Annotated in this window: 13 protein-coding genes; 11 read left to right on the forward strand and 2 right to left on the reverse strand. The window is 63.3% G+C overall.

The window, feature by feature from the left end; genetic code table 11:
* Nucleotides 1-2: 2 nt before the first annotated feature.
* Nucleotides 3-749 (reverse strand): NRDE family protein, encoded by a 747-nt coding sequence (locus BLU37_RS09015; RefSeq protein ID WP_090204169.1) that lies wholly within the window; start codon nucleotides 747-749, stop codon nucleotides 3-5.
* Nucleotides 750-858: 109 nt separating this feature from the next.
* Between BLU37_RS09015 and BLU37_RS09020 the strand changes: the two genes are divergently transcribed.
* From BLU37_RS09020 to BLU37_RS09030, 3 genes are all read left to right on the forward strand, one after another.
* Nucleotides 859-1641 carry a sulfite exporter TauE/SafE family protein gene (locus tag BLU37_RS09020; RefSeq protein ID WP_019362901.1) on the forward strand — a complete coding sequence of 261 codons (783 nt, stop codon included), beginning with the start codon at nucleotides 859-861 and terminating at the stop codon, nucleotides 1639-1641.
* Nucleotides 1642-1768: 127 nt separating this feature from the next.
* Nucleotides 1769-2590 carry a prolipoprotein diacylglyceryl transferase gene (gene lgt / locus BLU37_RS09025; protein WP_010450589.1) on the forward strand — a complete coding sequence of 274 codons (822 nt, stop codon included), beginning with the start codon at nucleotides 1769-1771 and terminating at the stop codon, nucleotides 2588-2590.
* A gap of 48 nt (nucleotides 2591-2638) precedes the next feature.
* Nucleotides 2639-3610: a thymidylate synthase gene (locus BLU37_RS09030; protein WP_010450588.1), complete on the forward strand. Its 972-nt coding sequence runs from the start codon at nucleotides 2639-2641 to the stop codon at nucleotides 3608-3610.
* Between the two features lie 13 nt (nucleotides 3611-3623).
* Here BLU37_RS09030 and cadR read toward each other — a convergent pair whose 3' ends face one another.
* A complete protein-coding gene (cadR, locus tag BLU37_RS09035) occupies nucleotides 3624-4073 on the reverse strand; it encodes a Cd(II)/Pb(II)-responsive transcriptional regulator (RefSeq protein ID WP_010450586.1) in 450 nt (149 codons plus the stop codon).
* Between the two features lie 87 nt (nucleotides 4074-4160).
* Between cadR and BLU37_RS09045 the strand changes: the two genes are divergently transcribed.
* The 8 genes from BLU37_RS09045 to BLU37_RS28980 all read left to right on the forward strand — a co-directional run bounded on the left by BLU37_RS09045 (nucleotide 4161) and on the right by BLU37_RS28980 (nucleotide 13933).
* A complete protein-coding gene (locus BLU37_RS09045) occupies nucleotides 4161-6608 on the forward strand; it encodes a heavy metal translocating P-type ATPase (RefSeq protein ID WP_172833010.1) in 2448 nt (815 codons plus the stop codon).
* A gap of 48 nt (nucleotides 6609-6656) precedes the next feature.
* Nucleotides 6657-7520 (forward strand): LysR family transcriptional regulator, encoded by an 864-nt coding sequence (locus tag BLU37_RS09050; protein ID WP_026007784.1) that lies wholly within the window; start codon nucleotides 6657-6659, stop codon nucleotides 7518-7520.
* Between the two features lie 184 nt (nucleotides 7521-7704).
* Nucleotides 7705-8781, forward strand: a complete 1077-nt coding sequence (locus tag BLU37_RS09055; RefSeq protein ID WP_090204177.1) for a putative 2-aminoethylphosphonate ABC transporter ATP-binding protein — start codon at nucleotides 7705-7707, stop codon at nucleotides 8779-8781.
* A gap of 1 nt (nucleotide 8782) precedes the next feature.
* A complete protein-coding gene (locus BLU37_RS09060; RefSeq protein ID WP_172833011.1) occupies nucleotides 8783-10507 on the forward strand; it encodes a putative 2-aminoethylphosphonate ABC transporter permease subunit in 1725 nt (574 codons plus the stop codon).
* 53 nt (nucleotides 10508-10560) lie between these two features.
* The gene (locus tag BLU37_RS09065; RefSeq protein ID WP_090204182.1) at nucleotides 10561-11583 is read left to right on the forward strand and encodes a putative 2-aminoethylphosphonate ABC transporter substrate-binding protein; all 1023 of its coding nucleotides are present in this window, start codon (nucleotides 10561-10563) and stop codon (nucleotides 11581-11583) included.
* Nucleotides 11584-11853: 270 nt separating this feature from the next.
* The gene (locus tag BLU37_RS09070; protein WP_090204185.1) at nucleotides 11854-12993 is read left to right on the forward strand and encodes a TIGR03364 family FAD-dependent oxidoreductase; all 1140 of its coding nucleotides are present in this window, start codon (nucleotides 11854-11856) and stop codon (nucleotides 12991-12993) included.
* A complete protein-coding gene (locus BLU37_RS09075; protein WP_090204187.1) occupies nucleotides 12990-13586 on the forward strand; it encodes a phosphonate degradation HD-domain oxygenase in 597 nt (198 codons plus the stop codon). Before BLU37_RS09070 ends, BLU37_RS09075 begins: the two co-directional genes overlap by 4 nt.
* A 188-nt stretch (nucleotides 13587-13774) precedes the next feature.
* Nucleotides 13775-13933: a hypothetical protein gene (locus BLU37_RS28980; RefSeq protein ID WP_019362907.1), complete on the forward strand. Its 159-nt coding sequence runs from the start codon at nucleotides 13775-13777 to the stop codon at nucleotides 13931-13933.
* Nucleotides 13934-13994 lie beyond the last annotated feature (61 nt).

Raw genomic sequence — 13994 nt, forward strand, 5'->3', positions numbered from 1 at the left:
TGTCAGATTTTCAGTTCCACTTCCCCCAGATGCCCGCCATGGGGCCCGAAGCTGCGCTCGAGCAGATGCCGCGTGCCATCGGCATTAACGATCAGCGCCGTGCTCGCCCGTGTGCCGTAGCTGGGGCTGGCGATGAACACACTGGACAACAGGCTCTCGGTCGCCAGGCCCACCCCGGTATCCGGCAGTTCGGCAAATGCGGCGGTCTGCCGGTCGCCGAGCAGCGCCAGCAGATGCTCCGGGGCTGGCCGTTCCAGCGCCTGTCCCAGGGCCGTCCTGGCTTTCAGTAATTTGGGCCACGGGGTGTCGAGTCCGGCATTGGACAGACCGTAGATCCCTTCCTGCAGTTGGCGTGGCTGGCCCTCATGTGAATTGAAGTGCCATAGCTCATGGGCATCACCCAGCAACAGGTTGAATCCGGCGTACTCCGGTGATCGTGCGGCGATATCCTGAAGATAATCGACAATCGAGCGGTCTTCGCCTAGAAATCGCGCTACCAGCTCGCCCCGCGATCGGCGCGCTGGCGGCTGGTGCGGATTACGGATATTGGTCAACGCGGCGAAGCGTCGATGAGCGCCAACGCCCAACCAGGTCCCGCCGGCTTCCAGGTCGCGTCCGGCGTAGATCTGCGGGTTTTCCGGCCACTGTCCCAGCGGCAGGCTCGGGCGGGCGTAGAATTCGTCGCGGTTGGCGGCGACGATCAACGGCTGGGCATGGCTGGGGCGCCAGGCGAAGACAATCAGGCACATCAGGTGGTCCCTCTGTGTTTTCCTTCACTTTACGCAGGGTGCCCGTCGTCATCCAGTAGAGACGAGCGCCGTGCATCCGTTACCATGCCGGTCTTGTTTCGGGGGTTGCATGGAATTTCTGCTCTATCTGCTGCTGGGCGCCTGTGCGGGCGTGCTGGCCGGGTTGTTTGGCGTCGGTGGCGGGATCATCATCGTCCCGGTACTGGTGTTCAGCTTCACCCTGCAGGGTTTCGACAACTCGATCCTCACGCATCTGGCGGTCGGCACTTCCCTGGCCACGATCATTTTCACGTCGATCAACACCATTCGCGGCCATCATCGCCGGGGAGCGGTCCGTTGGCCGATCTTTACCTGGATGGCCTTGGGGATCCTGCTGGGCGCGGGCCTGGGGGCGCTGACGGCCAAGGCGATTGCCGGGCCGAACCTGCAGAAGATCATCGGCATCTTTGCCCTGATCGTTTCCGTGCAGATGGCGCTGGGCCTCCAACCCAAAGGCCGTCGGGAGATTCCCGGCAAGCTCGGGCTGGGGCTGGCGGGCGCAGTGATCGGCTGGGCCTCGGCGATTTTCGGCATCGGTGGCGGCTCGCTGACCGTGCCGTTCCTGACCTGGCGCAGTCTGCCGATGCAACAGGCGGTGGCGACGTCGTCGGCCTGTGGCCTGCCGATCGCCGTGGCCAGTACCCTCAGTTTCATCTGGCTGGGTTGGCACGACCCGTTGTTGCCGGAGCACAGTCTGGGCTTCATCTATCTGCCGGCCTTGCTCGGCATCGCTCTGACCAGTATGTTTTTCGCCCGCTTTGGCGTGCAGCTGGCACACAAGCTCTCGCCGCTGCTGCTCAAGCGGCTGTTTGCCGGGCTATTGTTCTGTGTCGGGATGAAGTTCCTGCTCTGAACCTCAGGCCCGGTTCAGTGTGTCGGGCGCAATATTGGCTTAATCGCAGGGCCCCATCATGGCCCGCTGGTCTGCTCGTCGATTGAGCGAGCAGACCCTGAATTTTCTACTCTATCAAGGAGTCGCAATGCTGCCTTACCCGCAGATCGACCCGGTGGCCCTGGCCATCGGTCCGCTGAAAATCCACTGGTACGGCCTGATGTACCTGGTCGGCATTGGCGGTGCGTGGCTGCTGGCCTCCCGGCGCCTGAACCGTTTCGACCCGACCTGGACCAAGGAAAAGCTCTCCGACCTGATCTTCTGGTTGGCCATGGGGGTGATTGTCGGTGGGCGGCTGGGGTATGTGCTGTTCTACGACTTGCCGGCCTATGTGGCCAACCCGACGCTGATCTTCGAGGTGTGGAAGGGCGGCATGGCCTTCCACGGTGGCTTCATCGGGGTGATGGTGGCGGCCTGGTGGTTCGGCCGGCGGAATGGCAAGTCGTTCTTCGAACTGATGGACTTTGTCGCGCCAATGGTGCCGATCGGCCTGGGTGCCGGCCGGATCGGCAACTTCATCAACGCCGAATTATGGGGCAAGCCGAGCGACGTGCCGTGGGCGATGATCTTCCCGCCGTTCAGCGACCCGGCCCAGTTGCCGCGTCACCCCTCGCAGCTTTACCAGTTCGCCCTGGAAGGCGTCGCGCTGTTCGTCATTCTCTGGCTGTTCACGCGCAAGCCACGGCCGACCATGGCGGTATCGGGCATGTTCGCGTTGTTCTACGGGATCTTCCGTTTTATCGTCGAGTTCGTCCGGGTGCCGGACGCACAGCTCGGCTATCTGGCGTTCGGCTGGGTGACCATGGGGCAGATTCTCAGTCTGCCGATGATCATTGGCGGCTTGTGGCTGATCTGGTTCGCCTATCATCGCGCCTCGAACACGCCGGCAACGAAAGACGCCGCGCTTTAAATTCGAATCGGGGCCCACGGGCCCCGCATTCAAGGATGCAGGTAATTCATGAAGCAATATCTCGATCTGGTCGCCCATGTCATCAAGAACGGCACCAAGCAGGCCAACCGCACGGGTGTGAACACCATCAGCTTTCCGGGTGCGATGCTGCGTTATGACCTCAAGGAAGGTTTTCCGGCGATCACTACCCGCAAGCTGGCGTTCAAGGCCGCCATCGGCGAGATGTGCGGTTTCCTTCGTGGGGTGAACAACGCTGCCGAGTTCCGTGCGCTGGGTTGCAAGGTCTGGGACCAGAACGCCAACGAAAACGCCCAGTGGCTGGCCAACCCGTTCCGCCAGGGCGATGACGACCTGGGCGAGATCTACGGGGTGCAATGGCGCAAGTGGCCAGCCTACAAGCAGATCCCGGCGAGCAATCGCGCGGCCATCGAGCAGACCCTGGCCCAGGGCTACCGGCAGATCGCCCAGGGCGAGGAAGACGGTCAGGCCTATGTGGTGCTGTACAAGGCAATCGACCAGGTTCGCCAGTGCGTCGACACCATCATCAACGACCCGGGCAGCCGGCGCATCCTGTTCCATGGCTGGAACTGCGCACAGTTGGACGAAATGGCCCTGCCACCGTGCCATCTGCTGTACCAGTTCCACCCGAATGTCGAGACGAAGGAAATTTCCCTGACCCTCTACATCCGTTCGAATGACCTGGGCCTGGGCACGCCGTTCAACCTGACCGAAGGCGCGGCGCTGCTGAGCCTGATCGGCCGCCTGACCGGCTACACGCCGCGCTGGTTCACCTATTTCATCGGCGATGCCCATGTGTATGAAAACCACCTGGACATGCTCAACGAACAACTCGCCCGCGAGCCGTTCCCGATGCCCAAACTGGTGATTTCCGAGCGCGTGCCGGAGTTTGCCAAGACCGGCGTGTACCAGCCGCAATGGTTGGAGTTGGTGGAGCCGGGAGACTTCTCGCTGGACGGCTACCAGCACCATGCGCCGCTGACAGCACCGATGGCGGTCTGATCGGTTCCGGACTCTAGTGGCCGTGGCTCCTGCCCACATGTGAGTGTTCGACTTCGGTCGGCACCACGCTGCCACTGACTTCCAGGCGCTGCAGGATCGCGCACTGGTCGGTCTCCGGCCCGCCGCCACAACGCTGGCGCAGGTCCAGCAACTGGGCCTGCAATGCCAGCAACCCGTCGATCCGCGCCTTGACGTGGTGGATATGCTCGTCCACCAGCGCATTCACGCTTTCGCACTGGTCCTGCGGGCTGTCACGCAGGCTCAGCAGGCTGCGGATCTCCTCCAGGGTCATGTCCAGGCTGCGGCAATTGCGGATGAAGGTCAGGCGCTCGACATGGGCTTGGGTGTACAGACGGTAGTTGCCCTCGCTGCGTGCCGGTTCCGGCAACAGGTTTTCCTTCTCGTAATAACGGATGGTTTCCACCTGGCAGTCGGTGAGTTTCGCCAGTTCGCCAATCTTCATCGATCGATCTCCCGAAAAGGATGCTTGACCCTATAGTGGCTACAGGGTGTTCACTTGGCAACAGGCACCTTTTCAGGGACGTATCCCATGAGCGACTCCATTCACACTCCGCGCCAACCTGGCAGCGCCCACCAGCACGGCGCTCATGAGCACAAGCATGAGCATGGCGGCTCCTGCTGCTCGCATTCCGTCGAGCCAGTTTCCGACGCGGGTCACCCGCATGCTGATCACGATCACGATCACGATCACGATCACGATCACGATCACGATCACGATCACGATCATGGCCATGCCGACAAACAGGCCCAGGGTGCCTGCCAACCGCTACAGCCCGTGAAAGCCGCTCATGCCCACAGCCACTCGGAGCACTCCCACCACTGTTGCTCGAATGCAGAGGCTCCGGCGTTGGTCAAACTCGGCAGCAGCACCGATGGTCGCTTGAGCCGCTTTCGTATCGAGGCCATGGATTGCCCTACCGAGCAGACGCTGATTCAGAACAAGCTGGGCAAGCTGGCAGGTATCCAGCAACTGGAGTTCAACCTGATCAACCGGGTGCTCGGTGTGACCCACGATCTGCCGTCGAGCGCGCCAATCGTCGAGGCGATCAAGTCGCTGGGCATGCACGCCGAGCCACTGGACGACGGTGCGGACAGCCAGGCTGCCAGCCAGCCTCCAGCGAAGAAAGTCTGGTGGCCGCTGGCTATCTCCGGTATTGGCGCCCTGGCCGCTGAAGTCATTCACTTCAGCAACGCCGCGCCCACCTGGGTAGTGGCCATTGTCGCGCTGATCTCGATCCTCAGCGGCGGTCTCGGTACCTACAAGAAGGGCTGGATCGCCCTGAAGAACCGTAACCTGAACATCAACGCGCTGATGAGCATCGCCGTGACCGGTGCGGTGCTGATCGGCCAATGGCCGGAAGCGGCGATGGTGATGTTCCTCTTCACCATCGCCGAGTTGATTGAGGCGCGCTCGCTGGACAGTGCGCGCAATGCCATTGGTGGCCTGATGCAGATGACCCCGGAGACCGCCACGGTCCGCCAGGACGATGGCAGTTGGCTTGAGCTTGAGGTCAAGCGCGTCGAGTTGGGCGCGAGAGTCCGGGTCCGCCCTGGCGAGCGCATCGCCCTGGATGGTGAGGTGGTCGAAGGCTCTTCCAGCGTCGATCAGGCGCCGATCACCGGCGAAAGCCTGCCGGTCGAGAAGAATCCGGGCGACAAGGTGTTCGCCGGCACCATCAACCAGGCCGGTTCCCTGGAGTACCGGGTAACGGCGGCGGCGGGTGACTCGACCCTGGCACGGATCATCCATGCGGTAGAGCAGGCCCAGGGCGCGCGGGCACCGACCCAACGGTTCGTCGACAGTTTTTCGAAGGTCTATACCCCGGCGGTATTCGCGTTAGCCCTGGCCGTGGCGGTTATTCCGCCGTTGTTCATGGCCGCTGCCTGGTTCGACTGGATCTACCGGGCGCTGGTCCTGCTTGTGGTCGCCTGTCCGTGCGCGCTGGTGATCTCGACGCCGGTCACGATTGTCAGCGGTCTGGCGGCCGCAGCCCGCAAGGGCATTCTGGTCAAGGGCGGGGTCTATCTGGAAAGCGGCCATCAGCTCGATTACCTGGCCCTGGACAAGACCGGCACCCTCACCCATGGCAAGCCGGTGCTGACGGACTTCCTGCCGCTGGAGCCGCTGTACCGTGAGCGCGCCGCCGCCATTGCCGCCAGCCTCGCGGCTCGTTCCGACCATCCGGTATCCCTGGCGATTGCCCGCGATGCCCGGGACAAGCAACTCGCACTGCAGGAAGTCGAGGCCTTCGAAGCCCTGGCCGGACGTGGCGTGCGTGGCGACATCGCGGGTCAGCGCTATCACCTGGGCAACCATCGGTTGGTGGAAGAACTGGGTTTGTGCTCGCCGGCCCTGGAGGAAAAACTCTTCGCCCTGGAAGCGCAGGGCAAGACCGTCGTGCTGCTGCTCGATGGCTCGGGGCCGTTGGCGCTGTTCGCCGTGGCCGATACGGTCAAGGACAGCAGTCGCGAGGCCATTCGTCAGTTGCACGAATTGGGCATCAAGACCCTGATGCTTACCGGCGACAATCCCCACACCGCCAAGGCGATCGCCGTTCAGGTTGGTATCGATGAAGCTCGCGGCGATCTGCTACCGACCGACAAGCTGCAAGCCATCGAGGCGCTGTACGCCAAGCGGCATCGTGTCGGTATGGTCGGTGACGGCATCAACGATGCGCCGGCCCTGGCTCGTGCCGAGATCGGCTTCGCCATGGCGGCAGCCGGTACCGATACCGCTATCGAAACCGCCGATGTAGCCCTGATGGACGATGATCTGCGCAAGATTCCGGCGTTTATTCGCCTGTCACGCCAGACTGCGAGTATCCTCAAGCAGAACATCGCCCTGGCCCTGGTCATCAAGGCGATCTTTCTGGCGGTCACCTTCCTTGGCATGGCGACCATGTGGATGGCGGTCTTTGCCGACATGGGTGTCAGCCTGCTGGTGGTGTTCAATGGGCTGCGCCTGTTGCGCAAATAAACGATGAGAGGCCGCTGTGCGCCAAGTGCCGAGTTGAAGAGTGCCGAATTGAAGAGTGCCGAGCTGAAGGCGTTTTACATGGTCGCTCGCCTGGGCAGCATCACCGAGGCGGCGAAAAAACTCGGCCTCAGCCAGCCCACGGTGACCACTCAGATCCGTCACCTGGAAAGCCAGTACTCGGTTGAACTGTTCTATCGTGGCGGTCGCCGCCTGAGTGTCAGCGAGGAGGGCGCGCGGCTGCTGCCGATGGTCAAGGCGCTGTTGCAGCAGGAGGCGGATATCGAGTTCTTCCTGCGCAACAGTGGCCAGGTTCAGGGCGCCTTGCGCATTGCCGCGACCGCGCCGTACTACATTCTCGATCTGGTCAAGGCGTTCCGCGAGCGTCTGCCGCAGGTCGAGGTATCGATGGAGATCGGCAACTCCCAGCAGGTGCTGGAAGCGCTGGAAGAATATCGAGTCGATGTCGCCGCCTCGTCGCAGTTGCTCGACGACCCGCGGCTGATCCGCCGGGTACTGGGCAGCGACCCGCTGGTGTTGGCGGTGCATCGCAATCACCCGCTGGCGATTCATGATCATGTGCCGTTGAGTGCGCTGGCCGGGCATTGCCTGCTGATGCGCGAGCCGGGCTCGACCACCCGGCAACTGACGGAAGAGCTGTTGCGCGATGCCCGGGTCAGCCATGGGCCGTTGCTGGAGATCGGCAGTCGCGAGTCGATCCGTGAGGCGGTGCTGCGCAACATCGGCATCAGCATCATTGCCCGTCAGGAAGTGCCCCATGACCCGCAGTTGCGGGTGTTGAGCATCGAGAACGCGCCACAGATCCCCGAGTACCTGTATTGCCTCAAGGAGCGCAAGTCGGCGCGCCTGCCGGCGGCGTTCATGGGGTTGGCGCAGGAGATGGCGCCGGTCTGACTTGGCGTGGATGGTCACATAATCTCTTCAGCGCAGCAGTAGAGCGCGGAAATTTCCACAATATCTACAGTTCGTTTCCTACCCAAATCCGCCAATACCACTATCGGTAGCTTTTGCCTTATTGCCACACGACGTACGCATTGCCTCCCTAGCATGAGCCTCATCCGCTTGATGAGGTCCGTCCATGAACAACCCGATCGTTCACCCCCAGGCCAACCCCGGTGCTGCGCTGAAAGTTCGCGGCGTGCAGAAACGCTTTGGCGCCTTCACCGCACTGGAGAACGTTTCCCTCGACGTCGCCGCTGGCGAACTGGTGTGTCTGCTGGGGCCGTCGGGTTGCGGCAAGACCACGTTGTTACGCTGTATTGCCGGCCTTGAGCGCCAGGACGACGGTGAGCTGTTCCTCGGCGAGCGCAATGTTTCCGAACTGCCACCCCAGGCCCGCGATTACGGCATCCTGTTCCAGTCCTACGCACTGTTCCCCAATCTCACCGTGGAGGCCAACATCGCCTACGGCCTGACGGGCAGCGGTCGCGACGAAGCACGCCAGCGCGTGGTCCAGATGCTCGAACTGGTCGGCCTGGTCGGCAGCGAGAAAAAGTACCCCGGCCAGCTCTCCGGCGGCCAGCAGCAGCGGGTGGCGCTGGCTCGCGCGCTGGCCCCGGCACCGTCGTTGCTGCTGCTCGACGAACCGATGTCGGCCCTCGACGCGCGGGTCCGTGAACACCTGTGCAGCGAACTGCGCCAACTGCAACGCCGTCTCGGTGTGACCACGCTGATGGTGACTCACAACCAGGACGAAGCCATGTTGATGGCCGACCGGATCGCCGTGATCAACAACGGCAAGGTCGAGCAGTACGCCACGCCCCAGGAGATCTACGACAAGCCCGCCACACCGTTCGTCGCCGAGTTCGTCGGCCAGGGCAACTGGCTGCCGTTCCAGCAGCGCAACGCCCAGCATGCCCAGGTGGGCAGCATGCAATTGCGCCTGGCCGATGGCGCTGCGCGGGCCGATTCCGGTCGGCTGTTCTGCCGCCCCGAGTCGATCAGCGTCAACCCGCCGGTGCATGAGGAAAACCTGTTTGCCGCGCGGGTGCGGGAAATCACCTTTCTCGGCAATCGCTGCCGCATGCGTTTCGAACTCAACGAACTGCCCGGCCATCCGCTGCTGGCCGAAGTCGGCCCGCAGGACATGCCGCGCCTGGGCTCGCCGGATATCTGGGTCGCGTTGCCCCCGCGCAGCCTGCAGGTGTTTGCCTGAGATGGCCGCTGCAATCAGCCTGGCGCCGCTGCGCAAATCGACCTCGACCGTCAGGCGCGGTGACTGGGGCGATCGCCTGTTCGTGGTCGGCGGCAAGCTGCTCTGGCTCTGCCTGCTGGGTGTCGCGGTGCTATTGCCGCTGTTGGCGATCTTCTGGCGTGGCTTGAGCAGCGAAGCCGGGCAGGGCGGCGGCTGGCTCGCCGCACGGGAATTGCTGGGCAGCGACAATTTCCACTGGCTGCTGGGCAACAGCCTGAAAGTATCCTTGAGCGTTGCGGCGATTGTCGTACCGCTGGCCTATCTGTTTGCCTACGCCCTGCAACGCACGCTGATTCCCGGAAAGCCCCTCTGGCGCGGCCTGTCCTTGCTGCCGTTGATGGCCCCCTCGATGCTGCCGGGGATCGCCCTGGTCTACCTGTTCGGCAACCAGGGCCTGCTGCGCGGATGGCTGGCGGAGAATATCTATGGCTTCTGGGGCATCGTCGTCGGCGAAGTCATCTACACCTTTCCCCATGCGCTGATGATCCTGTTGTCGGCGCTGTCCCTGGCCGATGCCCGGCTGTTCGACGCGGCCTCGAGCATGGGCGCCAGTCCATGGAAGGCCTATCGCAGCATCACCTGGCCGGCCACCCGGCAAGCGGTGTTCGCCGCCTTGTGTTTGGTGTTCACCCTGACCATCACTGATTTCGGTGTGCCGGTGGTGGTGGGTGGCGATTACCAGGTGCTGGCGCTGGAAGCCTACAAGGCGGTGGTCGGCCAACAACAGTTCGGCCGTGGTGCGCTGATCGGCATGATCCTGCTGCTGCCGGCGCTGTTCAGCTTTGCCGTCGATGCCTGGCTGCGCCGGCGCCAGGGCGAGGCGATGACGGGTCGGGCCCAGGTGTTCCAGCCGGTGCGCTGCCGATCGCGGGATGCCTGCTACCTGGTGATTGTCCTGCTGGTCTGCGCCGCGTTGCTGCTGGTGTTTGGCATGGCGGTGTATTCGTCGCTGGTGAAATTCTGGCCATACAACCTGTCGTTGTCCTTGAGCCATTACCGCTTCGACGAGACGGCGGGCGGCGGCTGGCTGGCCTATCGCAATAGCCTGACCCTGGCGCTGTGTACGGCGTTGGTCGGCAGCCTGCTGATCTTCACCGGCGCCTACCTGATGGAAAAGACTCGCGGTCAGCGCGGCCTGAACCGGGTGCTGCGTCTGCTCAGTTTTGTGCCGATGGCGGTACCCGGCCTGGTCCTGGGGTTGGGCTATGTGTTCTTTTTCAACCTCGGCGGCAACCCGCTGCATGTGTTCTACGGGAGCATGACGCTCTTGGTGGTGTGCACGATCGCGCACTACCTGACCACCGCACAGATGACCGCGACCACTGCCCTGCGCCAGCTCGACAGTGAGTTCGAGGCCGCCGCGCTGTCGCTGAAGACGCCGTTGTACCGCCACTACCTGCGGGTCACGGTGCCGATCTGCCTGCCGGCCCTGCTGGACATCATCCGCTACCTGTTCGTCTCGGCGATGACCACGGTTTCGGCGGCGATCTTCCTCTACAGCCCCGACACCCTCCTCGCGGCGGTGGCAGTGCTGAACATGGACGACGCCGGCAATGTCGGCGGCGCAGCGGCCATGTCGACCCTGATCCTGTTCACCTCGGCGGGCGTGTCGCTGCTGCTGGCCTGGGCCTCGCGCGGTTTGCTGCAGCGTACCCAGGCCTGGCGACAGACCACGCCCGGCCATTGATCTGCCCACAACACCTGCCTGAACCACAGCCACATAACCCAAGGAACCGCATCATGTTCAAGCCTTTGACTCTTGCCGCTGCCGTCCTCTCGCTGTTCAGCCTGAATGCCTTTGCAGCAAAAACCGAACTGACCGTCTATACCGCCCTCGAAGCCGAGCAGCTCAAGAGCTACCAGGATGCCTTCGAGAAGGCCAACCCGGATATCGGCATCAAGTGGGTGCGCGACTCCACCGGCATCATCACCGCCAAGCTGTTGGCCGAGAAGGCCCGGCCACAGGCGGATGCGGTGTGGGGGCTGGCCGCGTCGAGCCTGGCGATCCTCGACCAGCAGGGCATGTTGCAGCCCTACGCACCCAAGGACCTGGGCAAGATCGGTGGCAACTACCGCGATTCGGCCAATCCTCCGGCCTGGGTCGGCATGGACGTCTGGGCCGCCACCATCTGCTTTAACACCGTCGAAGCCGAGAAGCAGCACCTGAGCAAGCCGGTGAGCTGGCAGGACCTGACCAAGCCCGAGTACAAGGGCAAGATCGTCATGCCCAACCCGGCTTCGTCCGGCACCGGTTTCCTTGATGTCAGCGCCTGGTTGCAGACCTTCGGCGAGAAGCAGGGCTGGCAGTACATGGATGACCTGCACCAGAACATCGGCCAGTACGTCCACTCCGGCTCCAAGCCGTGCAAGCTGGCGGCGGCGGGTGAGTTCCCGATCGGCATCTCCTTCGAGTATCCGGCAGTGCAGCTCAAGCGCCAGGGCGCGCCGCTGGACATCATTCTGCCGAAGGAAGGGTTGGGCTGGGAGATCGAGGCGACTGCGGTGATCAAGGGGACAGCGCATGAAGAGGCGGCGAAGAAGTTGGCCGACTTCTCCGCAAGTCCTGCGGCGATGCAGTTGTACAAGGAAAACTTTGCCGTGCTGGCCCAGCCGGGCATCGCCAAGCCGCAGACCGAACTGCCGGCCGACTACGAGCAGCGTCTGATCAAGAACGATTTCGCCTGGGCCTCGACGCACCGCGACGAAATCCTCGCCGAGTGGCGCAAGCGTTATGACGGCAAGTCGGAGAAGGTTGCCCAGTAATCCAACCGGCTGCACACCAACCCTGTGGCGAGCGGGCTTGTCGGAACGCCGCCCCCCGCGCTCGGCGGCGTAGCCGTCGTAAATCCAGTGACCTGATGCTGTCTGACACAACCGGGTTGCTGGCTTCAGGGGCGCGGTGCGCCCCAGCGCGGGCGAACCCGCTCGCCACAGGTTTCGATCGTTCCCCGAGCTCGGCGTCCGCTCTGGTGACGTGCAGCGTCAAGGGCTGCCGGGGAAACGATCAACATAACCATTGCTTCAGGACCCTTCATGACCCCTCACAGCGATATTCTCATCGTCGGCGCCGGCATCCTCGGCCTGTCCCATGCCTACGCGGCCGCTCGCCGTGGCCTCAAGGTCAGGGTCTTCGAACGCAGCGCCACGCCCCTGGGCGCGTCGATCCGCAATTTCGGCCAGGCGCTGGTCACCGGCCAGCCGCCGGGTGTCATGCTCGACCTGGCCCGCGCCAGCCGCGAAATCTGGAGCCACTGGTCGCAGCAGGCCGGTTTCGAACTCAAGCGCCACGGCAGTTTCCTCTTCGCCCGCAGTGAAGCCGAGGAGCATCTGCTGGAAGCCTTCTGCGCCGGCCGGGCGCGGGAGCATGGCTACCGGGTAAAACTGTTGCAGGGCCGGGCCCTGGCGGACTTGCACGGCGGCCAGTTCAGCCATCACCGCGCCGCCTTGCATGGCCTGGACGACCAGCAACTGTATTCCCGCGAGGCGATACTCACCCTGATCGATTACCTGCGCCGTGAACTGGGCGTCGAGTTCCACTTCTCGACCCTGGTCCGCGAAGTCACCCCCGGCCAGTTGCACAGCACCGCCGGAACCTTTCGCGGCGAACGCATCGTGGTCTGCTCGGGGCACGATTACCAGACCCTGCTGGCCGAGTCGCTGGCGACTCTGCAGGCGAGTATCTGCCGCCTACAGATGCTCCGCGCCCGTCCGCTGTTGAGCGGGCTGAACCTGCAACATGCGGTGCTGACCGGCTTGAGCTGTGTGCACTACGGCGCTTTCGCCGACCTGCCGGAAGCGGCGGCGATCCGCGCGCAGATCCAGCGCGAAAGCCCGCATCTGCAGGACCATGGTATCCATCTGCTGATCAGCCCAACGCCCCACGGTGAGCTGATCATCGGCGATTCCCATCACTACGGCAGCGATCCTTCGCCGTTCAATGCCGAACAGGTGGATAACTGGATGCTGGAACTGGCCGAGCACACCCTCGGCTGCAAGGTCCAGGTGCTGGAGCGTTGGCAGGGCGTCTACGGTGCCCGCGGGCCGGGGCCGTTTTCGTTCCTGCAGGCCGCGCCCGGCGTGCATGCCGCGCTGATGCACACCGGGGTCGGGATGAGCGTCGGTCCGGCGTTGGCCGAGGCCAATCTCGCCTCTCTGCTGGGAGAGTCGCGGTGAGCCGGGTCGAGCAGGTGCTGGACGAAGTCTTCGGCCTCTACCGGCAGTTTGGCAGCGCCGACTACATCGGCGAGCCGGTTTCGCAGTTGGAGCACATGTCCCAGGCCGCGCAACGGGCGATGGCCGAAGGCTGCGACGACGAAGTGGTCCTTGCGGCGTTCTTCCACGATATCGGCCATATCTGTCCACGGCCGGAGTCAGCCGGGGAGAGCATGGGCGGTTATGGTGTTGTCAGCCACGAACGGCTGGGCGCGGACTATCTGCGCCGCCTGGGTTTCAGCGAACGCCTGGCGCGGCTGGTGGAGTATCACGTGCAGGCCAAGCGTTATCTGACACGGGTCGAGCCCGGGTACTACGAGCGCTTGAGCGAGGCCAGCCGGCGGACGCTGGAGTACCAGGGCGGCATGATGACCCGGCAGGAGGCCGCGGACTTCGCCCTGAACCCCCTCTGCGACTTGAGCCTGCGCATGCGTCAGTGGGACGAGCAGGCCAAGCAGTTGCACATTCCGGTCATCGATCTGCAGCTTTTGAGAAGCAAGGCGCAACATCTGCTGAGCCGATCCGTAATCGATACTACAACGCCTGGCGCTTAGTTCTGACTCCGGCGGTGACGATTCAGGCGCCGAGTATTCGCGGGTCTTATAGTTGGCTTTTTCGCTGATTGGGAGAATGGTCGGGCACTCCAGCCATGCCCTCGGGCCTGTGGGGTGCGATGAAATTCAAGCCGGATCGTGTGTTCGGCCTGATGTGTTTTTCATAACTCGATCAATGAGGTATCCCGATGGAAGACGTTAAGCAGCAAGACAATGCCCCGCAGGAAATGACCCTCGAAGAAACCATGGAGATCCGTGGGGCTGGTTGGGGCGCCGAGGGAGGAGAGGCGGTTAGAGATTTCTTCAGCGAACTGGGTCAGTTTTTCAAACATACGGTCAAGTCGTAACCCTCACTGACAGGCCATGAGCTGAAGTGACAGCGTCAGGCGGGGCGGCTGATGGCCTTGC

This window comes from Pseudomonas asplenii, from assembly GCF_900105475.1.
Lineage (GTDB): Bacteria > Pseudomonadota > Gammaproteobacteria > Pseudomonadales > Pseudomonadaceae > Aquipseudomonas > Aquipseudomonas asplenii.

Excerpts from the sequence above, each read along its gene's own strand:
- BLU37_RS28980 (WP_019362907.1), top strand. The coding sequence starts at position 13,775 with ATGGAAGACGTTAAGCAGCAAGACAATGCCCCGCAGGAAATGACCCTC.
- lgt (WP_010450589.1), top strand. The coding sequence starts at position 1,769 with ATGCTGCCTTACCCGCAGATCGACCCGGTGGCCCTGGCCATCGGTCCG.
- BLU37_RS09045 (WP_172833010.1), top strand. The coding sequence starts at position 4,161 with ATGAGCGACTCCATTCACACTCCGCGCCAACCTGGCAGCGCCCACCAG.
- cadR (WP_010450586.1), bottom strand. The coding sequence starts at position 4,073 with ATGAAGATTGGCGAACTGGCGAAACTCACCGACTGCCAGGTGGAAACC.
- BLU37_RS09020 (WP_019362901.1), top strand. The coding sequence starts at position 859 with ATGGAATTTCTGCTCTATCTGCTGCTGGGCGCCTGTGCGGGCGTGCTG.
- BLU37_RS09065 (WP_090204182.1), top strand. The coding sequence starts at position 10,561 with ATGTTCAAGCCTTTGACTCTTGCCGCTGCCGTCCTCTCGCTGTTCAGC.
- BLU37_RS09015 (WP_090204169.1), bottom strand. The coding sequence starts at position 749 with ATGTGCCTGATTGTCTTCGCCTGGCGCCCCAGCCATGCCCAGCCGTTG.
- BLU37_RS09030 (WP_010450588.1), top strand. The coding sequence starts at position 2,639 with ATGAAGCAATATCTCGATCTGGTCGCCCATGTCATCAAGAACGGCACC.
- BLU37_RS09060 (WP_172833011.1), top strand. The coding sequence starts at position 8,783 with ATGGCCGCTGCAATCAGCCTGGCGCCGCTGCGCAAATCGACCTCGACC.
- BLU37_RS09055 (WP_090204177.1), top strand. The coding sequence starts at position 7,705 with ATGAACAACCCGATCGTTCACCCCCAGGCCAACCCCGGTGCTGCGCTG.
- BLU37_RS09070 (WP_090204185.1), top strand. The coding sequence starts at position 11,854 with ATGACCCCTCACAGCGATATTCTCATCGTCGGCGCCGGCATCCTCGGC.